General features: G+C 43.6%; 18 protein-coding genes. 5 read left to right on the top strand and 13 right to left on the bottom strand.

The window, feature by feature from the left end:
* Positions 1 to 5 precede the first annotated feature (5 nt).
* A complete protein-coding gene (locus tag ASG33_RS01370) occupies positions 6 to 1,349 on the top strand; it encodes a Gfo/Idh/MocA family protein (protein ID WP_056279531.1) in 1,344 nt (447 codons plus the stop codon).
* A gap of 383 nt (positions 1,350 to 1,732) precedes the next feature.
* Here ASG33_RS01370 and aroC read toward each other — a convergent pair whose 3' ends face one another.
* Positions 1,733 to 2,812 (bottom strand): chorismate synthase, encoded by a 1,080-nt coding sequence (gene aroC / locus ASG33_RS01365; protein ID WP_056279529.1) that lies wholly within the window; start codon positions 2,810 to 2,812, stop codon positions 1,733 to 1,735.
* A gap of 3 nt (positions 2,813 to 2,815) precedes the next feature.
* Entirely contained in the window at positions 2,816 to 4,117 is a 1,302-nt protein-coding gene (locus tag ASG33_RS01360; protein WP_229238526.1) for a BatD family protein, read from the bottom strand.
* 185 nt (positions 4,118 to 4,302) lie between these two features.
* Between ASG33_RS01360 and ASG33_RS26000 the strand changes: the two genes are divergently transcribed.
* A complete protein-coding gene (locus tag ASG33_RS26000; RefSeq protein ID WP_031528945.1) occupies positions 4,303 to 4,506 on the top strand; it encodes a hypothetical protein in 204 nt (67 codons plus the stop codon).
* A 73-nt stretch (positions 4,507 to 4,579) separates the two neighbouring features.
* On the opposite strand, the gene ASG33_RS01350 is transcribed toward ASG33_RS26000, so the two are convergent.
* From ASG33_RS01350 to ASG33_RS01320, 6 genes are all read right to left on the bottom strand, one after another.
* Positions 4,580 to 6,343 (bottom strand): tetratricopeptide repeat protein, encoded by a 1,764-nt coding sequence (locus tag ASG33_RS01350; protein ID WP_056279525.1) that lies wholly within the window; start codon positions 6,341 to 6,343, stop codon positions 4,580 to 4,582.
* Between the two features lie 76 nt (positions 6,344 to 6,419).
* Positions 6,420 to 7,376 carry a substrate-binding domain-containing protein gene (locus ASG33_RS01345; protein WP_056279523.1) on the bottom strand — a complete coding sequence of 319 codons (957 nt, stop codon included), beginning with the start codon at positions 7,374 to 7,376 and terminating at the stop codon, positions 6,420 to 6,422.
* 221 nt (positions 7,377 to 7,597) lie between these two features.
* Entirely contained in the window at positions 7,598 to 8,422 is an 825-nt protein-coding gene (locus ASG33_RS01335) for an energy transducer TonB (RefSeq protein WP_056279518.1), read from the bottom strand.
* 31 nt (positions 8,423 to 8,453) lie between these two features.
* The gene (locus tag ASG33_RS01330; protein WP_056279516.1) at positions 8,454 to 9,035 is read right to left on the bottom strand and encodes a biopolymer transporter ExbD; all 582 of its coding nucleotides are present in this window, start codon (positions 9,033 to 9,035) and stop codon (positions 8,454 to 8,456) included.
* Between the two features lie 37 nt (positions 9,036 to 9,072).
* On the bottom strand, positions 9,073 to 9,687 hold the full coding sequence (locus tag ASG33_RS01325) for a biopolymer transporter ExbD (RefSeq protein WP_056279515.1): 615 nt from the start codon (positions 9,685 to 9,687) through the stop codon (positions 9,073 to 9,075).
* A 64-nt stretch (positions 9,688 to 9,751) separates the two neighbouring features.
* On the bottom strand, positions 9,752 to 10,591 hold the full coding sequence (locus ASG33_RS01320) for a MotA/TolQ/ExbB proton channel family protein (RefSeq protein WP_056279512.1): 840 nt from the start codon (positions 10,589 to 10,591) through the stop codon (positions 9,752 to 9,754).
* 625 nt (positions 10,592 to 11,216) lie between these two features.
* Between ASG33_RS01320 and gatC the strand changes: the two genes are divergently transcribed.
* Positions 11,217 to 11,504 carry an Asp-tRNA(Asn)/Glu-tRNA(Gln) amidotransferase subunit GatC gene (gene gatC, locus ASG33_RS01315; RefSeq protein ID WP_056279510.1) on the top strand — a complete coding sequence of 96 codons (288 nt, stop codon included), beginning with the start codon at positions 11,217 to 11,219 and terminating at the stop codon, positions 11,502 to 11,504.
* A 6-nt stretch (positions 11,505 to 11,510) separates the two neighbouring features.
* Here the strand turns inward: gatC and ASG33_RS01310 are convergent, their stop codons facing one another.
* Genes ASG33_RS01310 through ruvX form a run of 3 tightly spaced genes read right to left on the bottom strand, consistent with a single transcriptional unit; the run spans position 11,511 to position 13,372 of the window.
* Complete coding sequence (locus tag ASG33_RS01310; RefSeq protein WP_056279508.1) at positions 11,511 to 12,302, bottom strand: amidohydrolase; 792 nt, start codon at positions 12,300 to 12,302, stop codon at positions 11,511 to 11,513.
* A gap of 38 nt (positions 12,303 to 12,340) precedes the next feature.
* Entirely contained in the window at positions 12,341 to 12,922 is a 582-nt protein-coding gene (gene def / locus ASG33_RS01305; protein ID WP_056279506.1) for a peptide deformylase, read from the bottom strand.
* Between the two features lie 12 nt (positions 12,923 to 12,934).
* Complete coding sequence (gene ruvX / locus ASG33_RS01300) at positions 12,935 to 13,372, bottom strand: Holliday junction resolvase RuvX (protein WP_056279505.1); 438 nt, start codon at positions 13,370 to 13,372, stop codon at positions 12,935 to 12,937.
* Positions 13,373 to 13,487: 115 nt separating this feature from the next.
* Here ruvX and recJ point away from each other — a divergent pair, with 115 nt between their 5' ends.
* Complete coding sequence (gene recJ, locus ASG33_RS01295) at positions 13,488 to 15,218, top strand: single-stranded-DNA-specific exonuclease RecJ (protein ID WP_056279503.1); 1,731 nt, start codon at positions 13,488 to 13,490, stop codon at positions 15,216 to 15,218.
* 10 nt (positions 15,219 to 15,228) lie between these two features.
* Positions 15,229 to 15,960 carry an LPS export ABC transporter ATP-binding protein gene (gene lptB / locus ASG33_RS01290; RefSeq protein ID WP_056279500.1) on the top strand — a complete coding sequence of 244 codons (732 nt, stop codon included), beginning with the start codon at positions 15,229 to 15,231 and terminating at the stop codon, positions 15,958 to 15,960.
* Between the two features lie 351 nt (positions 15,961 to 16,311).
* On the opposite strand, the gene ASG33_RS01285 is transcribed toward lptB, so the two are convergent.
* On the bottom strand, positions 16,312 to 17,031 hold the full coding sequence (locus ASG33_RS01285; protein WP_056279498.1) for a hypothetical protein: 720 nt from the start codon (positions 17,029 to 17,031) through the stop codon (positions 16,312 to 16,314).
* 73 nt (positions 17,032 to 17,104) lie between these two features.
* The gene (gene recO / locus ASG33_RS01280; protein ID WP_056279496.1) at positions 17,105 to 17,800 is read right to left on the bottom strand and encodes a DNA repair protein RecO; all 696 of its coding nucleotides are present in this window, start codon (positions 17,798 to 17,800) and stop codon (positions 17,105 to 17,107) included.
* Positions 17,801 to 18,073 lie beyond the last annotated feature (273 nt).

Here is an 18,073-nt window from a genome sequence, read left to right as displayed (position 1 = left end):
GCATAATGGAACAAAACAGACGTAATTTCTTAAAAGCATCGGGCCTGATCGCCGGCGGTGCGATATTGAATCCTCTGACAGGATACGGCTTCAATAGTTCTGTAAACGAAACAATCAGAGTGGCACTGATTGGCTGCGGAGGAAGAGGAACTGGAGCTGCTGCACAGGCATTGAGCACATCTCAGAACGTGCAGATCGTGGCAATGGCCGATGCATTTAAAGACCGTCTGGATGATGCATACAAAAACCTTACTGCAAAGAAATACAAAGATGCAGCAGGCAAAGCTGTTGATACCGCTACGAAGGTTAACGTTCCTGACGACCGCAAATTCGTTGGTTTTGACGCATTCAAAAAAGCAATCGCATTGAAAGATGTAGACGTGGTGATCCTGGCAACACCTCCGGGTTTCCGTCCGTCGCACTTCGAAGAGGCTGTGAAGAATGACAAGCATATATTTATGGAGAAGCCGGTTGCCACCGATGCACCAGGTATCCGCAAAGTGCTGGAAATTGCTGAGCAGGCTAAGAAGAAAAAGTTGAATGTAGTGGTTGGTCTGCAGCGTCACTATCAGGCCAATTATATTGAGGCAATCAAAAGGATTCACGACGGAGCAATCGGTGATATCGTAGGCGGCCAGGTATACTGGGTTGGAAGCAGCCCCTGGATGAAGGAGCGCCAGCCAAACCAGACTGAAATGGAGTACCAAATGAGAAACTGGTACTACTTCAACTGGCTATGCGGCGACCACATTTCAGAGCAGCACGTTCACAATATTGATGTTGCCAACTGGGTGAAAAAAGGTTACCCTGTTGAAATTCAGGGAACAGGCGGACGTCAGGTTCGTACTGGTAAAGCCTACGGTGAAATTTACGATCACCATACATTGGATCTGGTTTATGCTGACGGAACGGTTATTTCAAGCCAGTGCCGCCAGTTTGAAGGAACCTGGAACCGCGTTGACGAAGCATTCGTGGGAACGAAAGGCCGGATCGACAGCTTTGACGGCAAGAGAACAGCTTTGAAAGATTATAAAAGCGGTGTTATCTATCAGCATGACGGCAAAGCTGATAAGAACCCGTATCAAGTAGAACACGACGAATTGTTTGCTGCTATCGCGAAAGGTGAATACAAATTTGCTGACGCAGAAAATGGCGCGAAAAGTACAATGACTGCAATTATGGGTAGAATGGCTACTTACTCCGGTAAAATGGTGAAGTGGGATGAAGCGCTTAATTCAGACATCAATTTGTTCCCTGACAAACTTGCCTGGGACGCTTCTCCGAAGATCATGCCAGGTGCAGATGGCCTTTATCCAGTTGCAATTCCTGGTAAAAGTCAGGTTATCTGATCTTTATTCTAAATATTACAAAACAAAAAATGGCTCGCAAGGAGCCATTTTTTGTTTAAGTCAGCTGCTATTTTGCAGTAGTAAAATCAATAAAAACTTCACAGATCAAATAGCATTTACCGAAACAATTTTTTACATTCGGTAAGAGATCTTCTACGATCTTATTGTGGAACGAAACAAATAGTCAGTGAAACTTGGATTAGGAAACGCTGCACTTATTCTACTTACCGGTATGATCGTAGTACTTACCGGTGTATTCCTTAACACTTCTCAAAAGCACGTTAGTAATCCCATTATCCTTGCCGGCCTTTTAATTGAATTCCTGGGAACAATCTGGCTTGTGCTAAGCCTCAACCAACGACGCAGAAAACACCGCCTCTAAGCTAAATTTTACTCGATTTGTTCCTGAGGTAAAAATCGGCCAGGACCAACGCCGCCATTGCTTCCACAATCGGTACTGCACGGGGAACAACGCATGGATCGTGACGGCCTTTTCCCTGCACGATGACCACATTTCCATCCTGGTCTACACTTTCCTGATCCTGCATGATCGTGGCAACAGGCTTGAAAGCTACATTGAAATAAATATCCTGCCCATTGGAAATACCTCCCTGCACGCCGCCGGAGTGATTTGTTCTGGTGTGTACCTTTTCATTTTCGTCTACAAAAAAGGCGTCGTTATGCTGCGATCCGAGTAGTTTAACACCGTCGAACCCGCTTCCATATTCAAAGCCTTTTACTGCATTGATACTTAGCATTGCCTTTCCGAGCTCTGCATGCAGCTTATCAAAGACCGGCTCACCCAATCCCACCGGAGTACCCGTAACTACACAGCTTACTATTCCGCCAATTGAGTCGCCTGACTTTCGCACATTATCGATATAATCAAACATTTTAGCGGCCATTTCCGGGTCAGGACAGCGCACTGCATTTTCTTCTGCCAGCGAAAGATCCAGCTCATGATAGGCTTTATCGAGCTTCATCTGTCCAACCTGCGATACGTATCCGGTTATCTTGATGTTCATTTTCGCCAGAAACAGCTTTGCAACTGCACCAGCTGCGACCCTTGCGGCTGTTTCACGCGCCGAGCTCCTTCCGCCGCCGCGATAGTCTCTTACTCCATATTTCTCCTGGTAAGTGTAATCCGCGTGTGATGGTCTGTATTGTGTGGCGATGTGAGAATAATCCTTGCTACGCTGATCTTCATTGCGGATGATCAATGCAATTGGAGTGCCGGTTGTTTTGCCCTCAAAAACCCCTGAAAGAACCTCAAATTCGTCGGCTTCCTTACGCTGGGTTGTGATCCGGGACTGTCCTGGCTTGCGCCGCGTCAATTCGCTTTGGATAAAATCAGAATCGAACTCCAATCCGGCCGGGCAGCCCTCAATAATTACACCTATACCGACTCCATGTGACTCGCCAAACGTGGCTATTTTGAATATCTTTCCGTAAGTACTTCCCATTGTTTATTTTCTAAAAACCCATATCAGCGTAGCCAGCAAAATGATGACGATCGCATTGGTTACTTCCTTTAATATTTTCTTGTAATCGGTTCCCTGCTTACTGCTGTCGAGGCTTTCTATATTGTCGTACAAGCCCGATGAACCTGACAGGGAGAGGTTCGCAATCTTGTAATCTTCTCCTTTTACTTCCAAAGACTTAGCAGAACGCAGAGTATCATATTTGGCAAGATGCGAGTTGAAGTATATCCATTGAAAATACCTCCCGAGCGGAAATGTACCATCTTTCCGGGGCACAACAAAGTAGTCGAAAGTCTTTTCTCCAATTACATTCTGATAACTTCTCTTGATCACCTGACTTACCTCTGGCGGATAAATGTCCAGATTGGAGTTGCTCAGGACCAATGGGGTGGGCAAGGCAGCAATGTTTCCCACACCTTCCACCTTGAACATATATCGAATGCTCTCGCCCGGATACACCAGCGCAGCTGATAGTGACTCCCTTAAACTATACTGCCCAACAGCAACCTGGTCTCTCAATGGATGTTCCGGCAGTTGCTTCACTTCTACGGTTACCGCTTTTGAACGAAAGGTTTTTACGACCTTTTTATCAACATTTACGGCCGCGGTATTGTCCGACACCAGCATATCAAGCCGGATTTTCGGAAAAACGATTTTCTCAGTAGTGATAGGGAAGAGCCTTGCCTGGTACATATTGTATTCAGTATATCGCTTACCCTTGATCGTGATTCTTCTCTTAACAATCTCTTCGATCCCAACATTTTCTTCCCAGCAATTAGCTGGACGCAGTGTTTTCAAAATAGATTGAAACTGTTCATTAAACCGGTAGAACTCCATATCCACCGGCGCATTCTCGGCTATATAAAGCGATATCTTTAATGCAAAGCCCTCCCGTATGAAAACCCGTTTCTTGTCGGTTTGCACAGCCAGGAACACGGCTTCATTGTAATTCTCGATTTCAGCTTCAGAAACATCTGCAACGGGCTTTGTTGCATTATCATCCACATCTTCAGAAGCCGAAAATACCGCCATCGTTTCATCGGATCTCAGTCTCTGCCCATTGATGTTTAATGTAAATTCAGGAATGAGATAGCTGCCGGCCTTTGAAGCGTAATATTCCTGCGTAATCGTCTGGATAACTATTTTTTTACCATCAACAGTACTGATTGAGCTTGTTGCCGATTTGCTTCTTTTTTCCAGATCACGAATGTCCGGGAAGAGTACCGCCGGTCTTGTTTCTGCATCCCTCAGAACCACAGAAATAGTGAATGGCTGATTGAGTGTCAAGTTCTTAGGACCAAGTTCAACAGTAGCATCGCTATTTTGAACCTGAGCAAAGGAGATAAAAGAATAACACAAAAAAATATTCAATAACGCATATAATCTCATTAAAATATTTCGTTATCTTTATTAGCAATTGCTATGTCGGAATGCATTTTCCTCCTCCCTAAACCACAAAATTAAGTAATCATATGGCCTCGATGCTTGAATACATTAAAATTATTCTGCAAAAAGTGAGCTTCGATCGCAGATTGTTCGAGAAAGAGCTTAAAAAAGCGATTCGTATGTTGATGCCGGCTGAGGTTAAGCGTTTAAAGCAGTGGTGCTATGATCATTATGCCTCTGTGCATCTTCCTGTTCTGAATACCTGCTTTGCACGGGTTACACCTTCGTAGTTTTTTGTAGTTTTTATAAAAAGAACAGCCGCCTGGAAAATCCGGGCGGCTGTTCTTTTTATAACTCACTTGATTATTTCTTCTTTGGAGTTGCAGTAGCAGTCTTAGTCTTACCTGCTGCTTGTCCAGCCTCAGGAGTTGCAACAGCAAGGCCCAGTGCCTCCTTAGCCGACGCATTATCAGGGTCAACTTTCAAAAGCTTCTCCCAATATTCCTTCGCTTTTGCCGGATCTTTTTGGGTAGTTTGACTGTAAAACGCCAGGTAACCATATGCAAGTCTTAAATAAGATTTATACTTGGATGGATCAGGATCTTTCTCAGCCAGTTCGGCCAGCTTGGCATAATAGGGAGCTGAAATACCTTTGTCGATATTTTCTTGTCTGTCGTATGCATTGTACAGCGTACTAGCTCTCCAGTAATATCCATATGGCCATTCTGGCAACTTCTGGGTAACAATAGCAAAGATCGAATCCGCTTTCAGATACAGGTTCTTCTTATCCATTGCAATTCTCGCGCTGTCAGCATAATTCGAGTCAGCAGCAGTTGGTACAACGAAGCTTGAAGCTCTCTGGAAGTTAGCCAAACCTGTATAATAGTAGTCGTTCGCACTAGCTTTTGACGTATCAAGGGCAATACCTTTTTCATACGCAGAAGCAGCATTTGGATAATCCTTAGCAGCATAGTAAAGCGCAGCAACCTCTTTATAGGTAGTAGCAGCTTCTGCCTTACTGGTATCCATATCAGCACCTTTTAGAATGTAAAGCACACCAGTTGAATCGTAGCCTTTCTCGCCACCATTTTTCTGGTTGTAAGCACGTCCCAGATATTTATAATCATCGCCGATGATCTTATCCGGAGCAACTTTCATGAACTCGTTCAGGTTCTCAATTGCTTTGTCTGGATCGTTTTGCTTAAAGTAAGACCAACCGTACATACGCAATGTAATAGGGTTGTTGATTTTACCTTTAATCTCTTCCAGCAATTGCAGTGACTTTGCATAGTCATCAGCAGTAAATGCAAACTGAGCAGCACGCAATTTCATCTCAGGGTCAGTAGTACCGCTTTTCTGAATGTACATATCGAAGTTCTCAGCCGCTTGTTTGTATTTCTGAGCGAAGAAGTACAACTCAGCAAGATCCTTGTAAGCAGGTGCGAAGTTCGCATCGGCTTCAATTGCCTTCTTATAGTTTTCAAGAGCCAGGTTGTAGTTTTTACCACGCAGGTAAATTTGACCAATGCGGTTGTGAGCTACTGCATAGTTAGGCTTTGCAGTCAATGCATATTCATAGGCTGTAACTGCATTACCACCTTCATTACGCAACATTAATGCATCACCTTTTGCTATGTAAGCATCAGCCAAGTTCTTGTCTCTTTTTACAGCTTCATCCAACAATCTGATTGCTTCCGCAGGATCATTTTGTTTTTCGAACAAAGTGTAAGCTTCACCTATGCGGTAAAGAACCTCAGCATCTTTTTTCTTCTTCTTTTCTGCTTCGTCGAAAAGCTCCTTCGCCTTAGCTCTGTCGCCTTTTCCAAGCGCTACGGTACCAAGACCAACTTTGTTCAAATAAGATTTGTCGTCAACCTGCAAACCTTTTTCAAACGCTTTCTGCGCCTCATCCAACTGGTTAGTTATAACATAATAATATCCCAGATAATATTGGTTATCGCCGGAAGGAGTGCCCTCAGCAAGCTTTTTAAATACTTCGCCTGCTTCATTGTAACGTTCTCCGTGTATCAATGCCAAGCCATCCTGCACCGTTTGCGCATGTAATTGCACAAACGCCAATAATCCAAATACTAGTGCTACTAATTTCACTTTCATGTTTCTGTTCATTTTTTACCCGGTTAAAATAGTGATAAAAAATTTGGCTTTTTCAATAACAAATCCAAATCTATTAAAATTGTTTACTTTAAAAGTTTGCCCCGGTAGTGACCTCGAGTTCACGCGGGTAAGGTACTGTAGGAAGCAATCCCATCTTCTGAATAATCAATCCTCCTACGTCCCTGGCTATATAAGTCATCAATCCACCACCTAAACCTGAGTAGCCTTCGCGACTGATGATATATAGGTCCCTATGCAAGGGATATCTTTTAAATTCCAACCCACTTTGAAACGGTTGTATGTAATCCGACAAAGAATCCGGATTTGTTTTCTTGGAGACTCCTAACACATGAATGCCTTTAGACAGTTCCTCAGATGCCAATGAATGCCCATCGCTGATCCAGTTCACACCAATAAATCCGAGATGTAATGGATTTTTTCTAACGTCCTCAATTACCTTCTCGTTGGAACCTGCTGAAATAATCCTCAAATTTCTGATATCCCTGACCTTAAACTTCTCAAGAATATAATTGAGGTTACTTGCGTTGGCATTATCAAAAACGAGTGTAATCAAACCTTGCTGATTACCATCCTTCAATTGAGCCCAATCCTTAATCTTTCCTTCCATAATGGCCTGCACTTCGGCCATTGTGATCAGGCTGTCGGAATTAGATTTGCTGACAACCAATGCCAGACCATCCGTAGCGATATGCTGATACTTTTGGCTGCCTTTTTGACGTTTAATAATTTCTAACTCCTTCTCATTCAGCTGTCTGGTAGCAAAGATAATACGTGCGCTATCGTTCAGTAACTGCCTGATTGCCTCTTGCTCCGGCTTATAGTCGATCTTAAAATGCGTGTTAGGATAAATCCCTTCATAAGCATTAGTAAGCGAGTTAACCAGCGGCTTGAAAGATTCATCAGAAGCAACGGTGATTGTACCCTGTCTCGGGTTGTCCAGATTACCATTTCCAGACCCGCAATTCAGCAAACCGAATACTCCGCTAATACCTAATACTGCAAGCCCTAATAACCTGAATCTCATAGTTCTTCCTGATTTCTTCTACGCCAGACCCTGTATCCTCTGTAAGCACCATACAAAATAAGTGTGCCAGCAAACGCGTATCTGGGTACGCTTCCAACTGGTAACAACCTAAAAGACAAGGAGGAGAGGATCAAAAAGACCCCTCCTCCTATGTATGTCAAAGCCATCAACACAGAGGTCAGATCACCGATCTTCTCATGCAATGGTTTTTCCCTCATGAGTTACTCCAGTTGGAAATTGATCGGCAGGTTATATTTAACACGAACTGCACGTCCTGATTGCTTACCTGGTTTCCACTTCGGCATTGCTTTCACAACACGGATAGCTTCTTCATCGCAACCAAAACCCAATCCTTTTAACACTGACACATCCTGGATACTTCCATCCGTATTTACAACGAATGACATGAAAACCCTTCCGGAAACGTTCGCACGAGATGCTGCACTTGGGTATTTAATGTTTTTACTTAAATACTTGTACATCTCAGTAGTACCTCCTGGAAACTCAGGTTGCTGCTCAACCACTGTAAAAACCTTTTCAGGCTCAGGTGCCGCTTCAACTACCGTACCCTTACTTGGGGCTGCAACCGCTTCCGGAGCTACAATGATCTCGTTCGCGTTAGGATCTCCTTCGATGGTCTTGTCAGCAACAACAGCTTCTTTAATCTCTTCCACTGTTGGTGGTGGTACCTCTTCAGGAACTTCTTCATCCTTTTTAACCTCGGGAGGTAAGAACTTCACCGTGTTCACCTTAGGCTGCTCTACTGGCGGCGGTGGTGGCGGTGGTGGTTCTGCCGGGTCAATTGGCGGCGGTGGTATTTTCATTAAATCCACTTCAACCATTACTTCTTCTTCTTCCTGCCCTGCTGTCAATCTATTGATGATAGACGGAGTAAACATTGCAAGAACAAAAAGTGCAGCTCCGATCAGAGTGGCCTTCGTAACGTCAGCACGATAGCCTTTACGAAGTTCAAATGCACCGTACGCCTTATTACGATCAGCGAACACTATATCATCCAGTGTTGCATTCGGGCCTAGTTCTGCCATGGCGCGTATTAGTTAATAGGTTAGTTAAAAATTATTGGTCTTTCGGAACAATCTTGTCACCCAACAGCTTCTTTTCAGAATCCGTCAAAGTTTCCACAAGCGCATACCTTTTGGATTTCGTAATTGCCATTTCATCCAGTACGTCAACCATATTCTTGTATGTTGAAACTGGCGTTGGCTTAATTACCACCACGAAAGCATCGTTTCCTTTCTCATCCTTCGGGTTCGCAGCATTGATACGTTTCTGAGAAGCAAAAATTACACTTCTTAAATCAAATCCGTAACGTGTTGTTTTCAAAGACGCTTGCGCCTTATCATCATCAGCAGCTACTCCATCCAGATAATACACATCATCATTAGCACCCATGAAAAGGGTCAAAACTTTTGATGCTTTTAAAGGTTCGGTCTTTTCCTGATCTTCCTTGTCAGTTTTATCGGGTACTGCCAACGACATCGATGTAGGTTTCGACATTGTTGTTGCAAGCATGAAAAACGTGATAAGCAAAAATCCCAAGTCCACCATTGGTGTCATGTCTACGCGAGTAGACATTTTCTTACCCCGAACCTTACCGTCGCCTTTGCCACCACCACCCGATTCTTCAATTGCTGCCATTTCTTGCTTTAATTAAAATGAATTACTTAATAACACCCTAATCGTTTGTGTAGCCGGCAGGCGCTTGCTCACTACCTGTAATCAGGTTGAACTTGTTAATGTTCTGTGACTGTAAATTAGCCAGTACATCCTTGAACACAGGGAACTTCGCCAGGTTATCTCCTTTCAGAGCGATACGAAGCTGACTGTTAGCTTTACGGGCCGCATAAACCCAGTCAGCCAATTCGCTGGCACCTGTTGAGTCAACAGGGATACCAGGTTGTTTAACTTGGGTCATTTGATCCTTCGGCATGTTCAGCCAGGGTTTCAATTGATTCAAAGGAAATCCAAAACTAGACTGTACCGCGAACTTAGCCTTTTCAGTATCTGTGAATGTAATCCCTTTTGATTGTCCAATGTTTTCCAACATTGCCGCTCTCGTGGGCTGGGCATCCACGCCAAAGAACACTTTACCTGCTTTGTCAATACTAATGACCATGATATCATCATCCGGAACTTTGATCTGAGAAATCGAAGATGGAGTGGTAATCTCAGCATCGTTCGACTTAAAAGTCGCCGTCATAATGAAGAAGGTCAATAGTAAGAACGCTACATCAGTCATCGCCGTCATATCGGTATGCGGGGCGTGCTTCTTAGGTCTTACCTTTGCCATAAATCAAATATATAAGTTTTTTTTATATTAACGAAACTTCACTATCAAATAGTTCATTAACCTATCAATAATGTGCAGCAAAGTTTGACTGAAGGCTCATGCCAATTTCGTCAATGCTGTAAGTAAGATCGTCAACACGGCTGTTCAGGTAAGCGTATGAAATAGTAGCAATCGCCGAAGTACCGATACCTAATGCAGTATTGATAAGGGCCTCAGAGATACCAGTCGCAAGAGCCGCTGAGTCAGGTGAACCTGATGTACCAAGAGCCGCGAACGCTTTGATCATACCGATTACCGTTCCAAGAAGTGCAAGAAGAGTAGATGCACCCGCAAGTGTTGCAATAATCGTAAGGTTTTTCTGAAGCATTGGAAGTTCAAGCGTAGTAGCTTCTTCGATTTCTTTCTGAAGAGCCGCCAATTTTTGCTCTTTATCCAAGCCAGTTTCAGTAGTAAGCTGTCTGTATTTCAAAAGACCTGCTTTGATTACGTTACCAACAGAGCCTTTTTGTTTATCGCATTCTCTGATTGCTTCTTCGATTTGGTTTTTGTCCAAAAGGCTTCTCACCTTACGAACGAATGAATCGATGCTGCCTGATCCGCTTGCTTTGTTCAATGTGATCAAACGCTCGATTGTAAATGTTAATACGATTAGGAAACAGGTCATCAAAATTGGTACGATAGGACCTCCTTTGTAAACGATTCCGTAGTAATCACCATCGATTGGACCTTTTTCGTGATCACCATCTTTAAAGTGTTCGGGAGCTCCCAGAACGAAAATGTACACGCATAATGCAATCGCAAATAGTAGAGGGATTACCAATGCCGGGTTTAAACCGCCTTTGCCTTTTGTTGCCGCCGCAGCAGGCTTTGGAGCAGGTGCCGGACTTGTAGCTTTCTTTTCCATCAGACTTACTTTTAAAGGTTAAATTGAGATTTTGGTTGTGAATTAAATAAAATTTTTGGTAAAAACTGGTTTTGGTAAAATAAAATTTCGATTGCTTTTTTCAGTTATCGACATCTACAAAAGTATGAGTTTTCCTTTTAAAAAAAAGCAAGCTTTTGGTCAGATTTTTTATTCCTGATTTCAACTGAATGCTGAAAAATTGAATATTTTAAAGATCGCATTGCTCACTATTTTCTTAAAAAATCTGAGTTTAGTACTGATTAAGAACAAAATATCGATCTTTCAACATCATAACTTAATTGTACTCTTTGCGCGAAAGTCTTCATACATGTTTTTTAAACCAGCATTTTGCATTTCAAAATATTTCAAGAATAACTTAGAAAAGCAAATATTATTTTTCCCCTACTAAGTGTCTTAACAACAATTTTTAAACTATCATTTCAGAGTTGACACCGTTTGTGTCATTATTGACAAAAATCAACATCACCCGAAGCTGAATTTTTCAGCAAATCCGTCAGCTAAAAACATGCCTAATTATCCTGCCACAGTAGCGGTTTGGCAAAAATGAGGTAATTTTGACTTTCTGCCAGTAGGTACCACAGCAACTTAACAAATTCATAATATCATGAAAATCGATCGCGACGCACTTTACAAGGTAGCCCACCTGGCCCGCCTCGAAATACGTCCTGAAGAAGAGGAAGCGACATTAAAGAGTATGGATTCGGTATTAAACTGGATGGATCAGCTCAATGAGATTGATACCGAGGGAGTGGAGCCGCTGACCCACATTCTTGATGAAGTGAATAACTGGCGCAGCGACGAAGCTGCTAATACGCTGACCAGAGAAGATGCTCTAGCAAATGCGCCCCTCAAAAATGAGCGCTATATTATGGTGCCGAAAGTGATTGAATAATCCTGGTTAATGCAGGGTAAAAGGATCGGCGTCGGATAATGCAGGGAAAGCATTCCGGTAAGTTTGGAGCTCATTCTTTGAAAAATGTACGACCTTGATCACTTCCCTGTCGCCGAGCATACAGGCTGGCTCTCCCAGATAATCCAGCGCAACAGAGTCTCCCTGGTACTGTAAACCATTTGCATCTTCCCCTACCCTGTTCACGCCTACAACGTAGCTTTGGTTCTCGATAGCCCGTGCTTTCAACAAAGTATTCCAGGCGTGCGCCCTCTTAGCTGGCCAATTTGCTACATATATAAGTACATCAAAGGGATCCGCGACATTGTTTCTGCTCCAGACCGGAAACCGGAGATCATAACAGATAAGCGGTGTAATCTTCCAGCCTTTCCAGGTTAATGTAAGCCTTGTATTTCCTGCCTTATAAGAGAGGTTTTCCTTCCCCATTGTAAAAAGATGGCGCTTGTCGCTGTAAACAAACGAACCGTCAGGCTTTACACAAAATACCCGGTTATAAAATTTTCCGCCCTCATTCACCGCAAAACTTCCGATCAGCAACGCATTAGTCTGGGCCGCAACCTGCTTCATCCATCGCGTAGTGGTCAGATTGACGGGTTCTGCGACAGCAGTATTCATCGTGAAACCTGTATTAAACATTTCAGGTAACACAATCACATCTACCGTTTCGGGGATCACGGCGATTTTTTCTTCGAGCGAAGCCAGATTCGCCGTAACATCCTCCCAGTACAAGTTTGTCTGGACCAGTGCTACTGATAACAAATCTGAATGAATCTCGGCCATAATACCTTGCTGCTAAGAGTGGCTATATATATATGTACCTACCGACGTCCGGGAAAGCGCATTCTGTAATCCGCGTCCACATTGCCTTTGGAAATGTCGGTCAGTTTCTTTTTGATAAACTGTCTTTTCAGAGTGGGAAGATAGTCGACAAACAACTTACCAAGCAGGTGATCGTATTCATGCTGTATTACCCTCGCGGCCATACCTGAATATACTTCTTCATATTCATTCCACTCGATATCACGGTATCTGATGCGCACGGTTTCAGGGCGGTACACATCACCGCGTATTCCCGGAATGCTCAGACAGCCTTCTTCAAAGGCCCATTCTTTTCCGGTTTCTTCGAGGATTTCGGGATTAATGAAGGTTTTCTTGAAATCAGCGAGTGACAAATCTGGCTCGTCATCCTCATCTTCCTTCTCTGCAAAAGGGGTTGCATCTACTACGAAAACCCTCACGTTCAAACCAATCTGCGGCGCAGCCAATCCAACTCCATTCGCAGAATGCATTGTTTCGAACATATCTTCCGAAAGCTTCTTCAAGTCCATTTCATCTTTCTCGATAAATCTGGTTGGCTTTCTTAAAATCGGGTCACCGTAAGCTACAATCGGGTAAATCATTGGTTTTTAACTTTATTGACTACTAAAATTTCTTGCATTGCCCCTGCTCTCCATAAACGACTGAAGAATGATAGTGGCACTTACCTTATCTATATTTCCTTTCTCTCTCCTGTCACTCTTCTTGGATCCGGCTGAAATCATGGATTGCAGCGCCATGGAAGAGGTAAATCTTTCATCGTGCGTATGAACAGGTATTTCAGGAAAGTCTTTTTGGATCAACTTAATAAAAGCCTGAACCCTGGCGGCATTTTCACTATCGGTATTATCCATTTTTTTGGGCATACCTACTATAAACGCCTCGACTTGCTCCTGTGAAGTATATTTTTTCAGGAAGGTTCTCAAATCGTGCGTAGGTACCGTATCCAGCGCCGTCGCGATGATCTGCAATGGATCTGTTACGGCTATTCCGCTGCGTTTGGATCCATAATCAATTGCAAGTAATCGCGCCATTTCTTAAAGATTGTTAACAGGTTGCAAAGATAAGACCTTTCAACTAGCTTTTCCCGATGTACGAACGGATAATCCGATTTGAAAAGGGGTCACAGAATCCAGTTATATTTGCGGCATGATTGACAAGCGTTGGATACACCATCCTGAATTTACATCTGAGCAGCAGCAGACTGTTGCAGAACTTGCCGCTGCCCTGAACCTGAACCCTTCGCTGGCATCCTTACTGGTGCGCCGGGGCATACTCGATTTTGAGCAATCCCGAAACTTTTTCAGACCTGAACTTACCCATATTCACGATCCATTTCTGATGAAGGATATGGATCTGGCAGTCGAAAGGCTCATCGAAGCGATTGACCGCGGCGAGAAGATTTTGGTTTACGGAGATTATGACGTAGACGGAACCACCTCGGTAGCATTGTTCTATGGTTTTCTGAAAAGGTTTTATTCAAACCTTGACTACTACATTCCCGATCGCTATGAAGAAGGTTACGGAGTTTCGTGGCAAAGCATTGAATGGGCAAGCGAGCATGGATTTTCTTTGATAGTTACTCTCGACTGCGGTGTAAAATCAGTTGATAAGGTTGAAGCAGCTACGGAAAAAGGCATTGACTTCATTATTTGTGACCACCATCGGCCCGGCGCGGAACTGCCCAAAGCAGTGGCTGTACTTGATCCAAAAAGAGAAGATTGCGAATATCCCTACAAAGAACTGACCGGCTGCGGCGTCGGTTTTAAGCTTTTGCAGGCTTTTTGTATAAAGCAGCACATTGATATTGAATTGTTGTTTGAATACCTGGACTTGCTCGTTGTCAGCATTGCCGCTGATATCGTGCCAATTACCGGAGAAAACAGGGTACTGGCATTTTATGGTTTAAAAAGGCTCAATGCATCCCCCAGAACTGGCATCAAAGCACTGATCCAGGTTTCTGGAATGAGCGGGCATTTGGATATCACAAATGTGGTATTCGGATTGAGTCCGCGGATCAATGCTGCCGGCCGGATCAAGCACGCGAAAGAGGCGGTAAGATTGCTTCTCTCCGAACAGGATGAAGAGGCAATGGAATTTGCAATGGAAATCAACAAGCATAATACAGAGCGGCGTACATTCGATTCCAGCATTACGGAGCAGGCTCTTTATATGATTGAAAACGACGATTGGTTTTCCACAGCCAAAAGCACCGTGCTCTACAAGGAAGACTGGCACAAAGGTGTGATTGGGATCGTAGCAAGCCGCTGCATTGAAAAATATCACCGCCCTACGATCATATTAACCCATTCACATGGAAAAGCTGCAGGATCAGCCAGGTCAGTGCCGGGTTTTGATGTGTACGAGGCGATAGAAGAATGTGCAGACCTGCTTGAACAATACGGCGGACATACTTTCGCCGCCGGACTTACCCTGCCGCTGCACAACCTGGAAGCATTCAGATCGCGCTTTAATGAAATTGTGAGCAGCAGGATCCTTCCGGATCAAATGGTGCCTATGATCAATATCGATACATTGCTCCATCTTGAAGCGATCTCCCCGAAATTCTACAATATCATCCGGCAAATGGGCCCGTTCGGTCCAGGGAATATGACACCCGTTTTTGAATCCAGATTAGTGACTCTGGCAGGCAGACCGAGCATTATGAAAGAAAAACACATCAAGTTTGATGTAAAACAAGGCAATTCCCAGGTTTATACCGCAGTCGGTTTTGGGCTGGCCCAGTTTTATCCGGATCTTGTCTCGGGTAAGCCGTTTTCTATCTGCTATTCGCTGGAAGAAAATAACTTTCGCGACAAAAAAACGTTACAACTCTCTTTGAAAGACATTAAGCTGCACGAAAACGATGCAGTAATCTGAATTGACGGACATGATACTGAAAACCGAGAACCTGGTTAAAAAATATGGCGCGCGACTCGTCAATAATAATGTAAGCTATCAGGTAGAACAAGGCGAAATCGTAGGATTGCTCGGACCAAATGGTGCTGGCAAGACTACCTCCTTTTATATGGCGGTGGGGCTGGTTAAACCCAACAGCGGGAAAGTATATCTTGATGATAAGGACATTACAAGTCTGCCAATGTACAAGAGGGCACGGCTCGGGCTGGGTTATCTGGCGCAGGAAGCTTCCGTTTTCCGGACTCTTACCGTGGAGGAAAATATCAAGGCGGTACTCGAAATGACTGATTTGTCGCGCAATGACCAGAAGTTGAAAGTTGAAGAGCTCATTGAAGAATTTCACCTGGGGCACGTGCGAAAGAGCAAAGGAATGGTATTGTCGGGTGGAGAAAGAAGGCGAACCGAAATTGCCCGCTCACTTGCCGTAGATCCCAAGTTTATTCTGTTAGATGAACCGTTTGCGGGAGTTGACCCCATTGCCGTGGAAGATATTCAGAGCATAGTTGCCAGATTGAAACATAAGAACATCGGTATCCTCATTACTGATCACAATGTAAATGAGACACTTTCCATCACGGACCGTGCTTATCTACTATTTGAAGGCAAGATTTTGAAGCAGGGAACGGCAGAAGAACTTGCCGAAGATGAAGTAGTGCGACGGGTTTACCTGGGCCAGCATTTTGAATTGAAGCGCAAAGTCTGACAGGCGGAAAATAGAAAAGGGAACGCTACCAGGCATTCCCTCTCTTATAATTATTCACCATGAACTGTATTACAAGCTGTCAGGCTAACTGTTCATCATTTCTTGGGGCATTTTTTGCAGTGCTTTCCTTTCTTCTTATACTTCTCACAGCACTTTTTAAAGACGCATTCAGACTCTCCTATCATTGATTTCATCCACAAATCACTCTGCTCCGACACCATACTGCATTCATTTAAAACAAAAACGCTCATCCCATTGACAGTTATAACCCGGACAAATGTAAGAGCTATTTAGAATGATTCAAATTTTTACGCTTAATTATTTTGAACAAATCTAAATAAGTTCATTTGGCTATTTAATTTTTTCCCAGATCTCATGAATAGGTTTTCCTTCGCTGCTTTTCCCGCTGTGGTCCCACCTTCCATTATCAAGCTTGAAATCGAAGCTCAATGAGCTCCCTACCCGATTATTGTCTTTCGAGAAGAACTGGATCTTTTCGGTGTATTTACCATTCTTGGCTGTATAGGTTCCACCACCGGTTGCATAAAAACCTTTTACCGCAGGATCAATCGCAAACCATTGGAACCTCGTTGCAGATAGCAGTTTTAAGGTTTTACGCGTTCCCTCCTGATGAATTTTCACAAGTTCTCCCTGCGCGCCATTTGCCCGTTCGGTGATATGCCACGCGCCAGCCATAGGAACATTCGTGGCATCGTCAACACGCATCCATACCATCGCCTCCTCATATTTCAATGTCAGGATATCGTCTTTCACAGTGACCGTAAAAACAATAGGAATCCCGATCTTGGCCGTATCTGCCGAATTGAATTCAGGTGTGTAGGTCATCTGGTCGCCGCTCATCGTGAATGGTCCGCCTTCGGTGCGCTCGAAGTATTTATTACCTACACTGTAAGAGGCAATTACCATATAATTATCTGCGACAATGAGAGTCGATGCGCTTCCGGTTGGTTCCTGTGACTTCCACGCGCCTTTGGGTACCTGCGACAGGCTATCCTGCCCAAAAGCAATCATTGAAATCAAAGCCAGGGTGGTTGTAAGTATATGTCTCATTTTTTGACTGGATTTGTTGGTAGTATATACGTCATCAAAATTATGCCAAGTCTACACCTGAGCCGCGATTACACTATCTCAGGATTTCTTTCAGAACTTCCAGCGACTTGATTTCGCCAAGTCCGTCCAAATGTATTTTGTAAAAGAAAATAAGCTTCTCAAGAATTTTTAGCCGACGACTTCTGTCCAATACAATGCGCGTGCCAAAGGTTGAATACAGTAAATGCTCGGAAGCCGCATGCTCAGCCGTATCAGCCGAATGCGGGTAATTGTTTTCTTTCAGCTCATTTTCCAGGTCCTCGATTGTTTCGATTCCAAATCCCAGAAAAGATGCGAGCTGCAACAGGAACTGAATGTGGAAGTTTTCAAAGCTACCCTCCGCATTGTCGAGAAAAAGAACCGATTCTTCGATATAATGGAACAAAAATTCATTCCGCTCTTCCTCTCTTAAAGTTTTCCCAAGAATTTCAGTAACAAACAAGGCAAGACTCGACTTGATCACATCAAATGGGATACTGTGAAACGGGGCATAGCATTTCAGCTCCGACAACCTGTGAATAGTATCCTCCTTGCTTTTATGATACACCACCATATCCAAAAGTGTAAGTGGCTGGAACAAAGCAATTTTATTAGACTTTGACTTCGAACTTCTTACACCGTTCACTATGTAGGTCTGTATCCCAAATGCCTCCGTATAGATCTTCGAGATAATGGAAGATTCCCGGTAGCGAATGTAGCTCAGTGCAATTCCTCGGGTTTTATGAAGCATACCGGATTCTTTTTGACCAAAAATACTTATCTTTCTGTTAGATAGGTTTCCATCTCAGCCGCAGCGGCGCACCAATATAAATATCTGCCGTTGTTATTGTGATAAACCGTTCGCCGTTTTGAAGGGGTTAATAACTCTCTAAAAATCGCCGATGTTTGAAATTTTTTGAGCTAAAGGATTTGTACCTTTGTAAGAAGAAGCGAACTAAACCAAGGTTTAAATTCGTTCAAGTTAACATTAAGGTAATACGCTTTGCGTAGCTGCAAACATTCA

The organism is Dyadobacter sp. Leaf189, from assembly GCF_001424405.1.
Taxonomy (GTDB): domain Bacteria; phylum Bacteroidota; class Bacteroidia; order Cytophagales; family Spirosomataceae; genus Dyadobacter.
This window is presented reverse-complemented; position numbering and strand designations above follow the sequence as displayed.

Excerpts from the sequence above, each read along its gene's own strand:
- ASG33_RS01370 (WP_056279531.1), top strand. The coding sequence starts at position 6 with ATGGAACAAAACAGACGTAATTTCTTAAAAGCATCGGGCCTGATCGCC.
- aroC (WP_056279529.1), bottom strand. The coding sequence starts at position 2,812 with ATGGGAAGTACTTACGGAAAGATATTCAAAATAGCCACGTTTGGCGAG.
- ASG33_RS26000 (WP_031528945.1), top strand. The coding sequence starts at position 4,303 with ATGGCCTCGATGCTTGAATACATTAAAATTATTCTGCAAAAAGTGAGC.
- ASG33_RS01350 (WP_056279525.1), bottom strand. The coding sequence starts at position 6,343 with ATGAACAGAAACATGAAAGTGAAATTAGTAGCACTAGTATTTGGATTA.
- ASG33_RS01345 (WP_056279523.1), bottom strand. The coding sequence starts at position 7,376 with ATGAGATTCAGGTTATTAGGGCTTGCAGTATTAGGTATTAGCGGAGTA.
- ASG33_RS01335 (WP_056279518.1), bottom strand. The coding sequence starts at position 8,422 with ATGGCAGAACTAGGCCCGAATGCAACACTGGATGATATAGTGTTCGCT.
- ASG33_RS01330 (WP_056279516.1), bottom strand. The coding sequence starts at position 9,035 with ATGGCAGCAATTGAAGAATCGGGTGGTGGTGGCAAAGGCGACGGTAAG.
- ASG33_RS01325 (WP_056279515.1), bottom strand. The coding sequence starts at position 9,687 with ATGGCAAAGGTAAGACCTAAGAAGCACGCCCCGCATACCGATATGACG.
- ASG33_RS01320 (WP_056279512.1), bottom strand. The coding sequence starts at position 10,591 with ATGGAAAAGAAAGCTACAAGTCCGGCACCTGCTCCAAAGCCTGCTGCG.
- gatC (WP_056279510.1), top strand. The coding sequence starts at position 11,217 with ATGAAAATCGATCGCGACGCACTTTACAAGGTAGCCCACCTGGCCCGC.
- ASG33_RS01310 (WP_056279508.1), bottom strand. The coding sequence starts at position 12,302 with ATGGCCGAGATTCATTCAGATTTGTTATCAGTAGCACTGGTCCAGACA.
- def (WP_056279506.1), bottom strand. The coding sequence starts at position 12,922 with ATGATTTACCCGATTGTAGCTTACGGTGACCCGATTTTAAGAAAGCCA.
- ruvX (WP_056279505.1), bottom strand. The coding sequence starts at position 13,372 with ATGGCGCGATTACTTGCAATTGATTATGGATCCAAACGCAGCGGAATA.
- recJ (WP_056279503.1), top strand. The coding sequence starts at position 13,488 with ATGATTGACAAGCGTTGGATACACCATCCTGAATTTACATCTGAGCAG.
- lptB (WP_056279500.1), top strand. The coding sequence starts at position 15,229 with ATGATACTGAAAACCGAGAACCTGGTTAAAAAATATGGCGCGCGACTC.
- ASG33_RS01285 (WP_056279498.1), bottom strand. The coding sequence starts at position 17,031 with ATGAGACATATACTTACAACCACCCTGGCTTTGATTTCAATGATTGCT.
- recO (WP_056279496.1), bottom strand. The coding sequence starts at position 17,800 with ATGCTTCATAAAACCCGAGGAATTGCACTGAGCTACATTCGCTACCGG.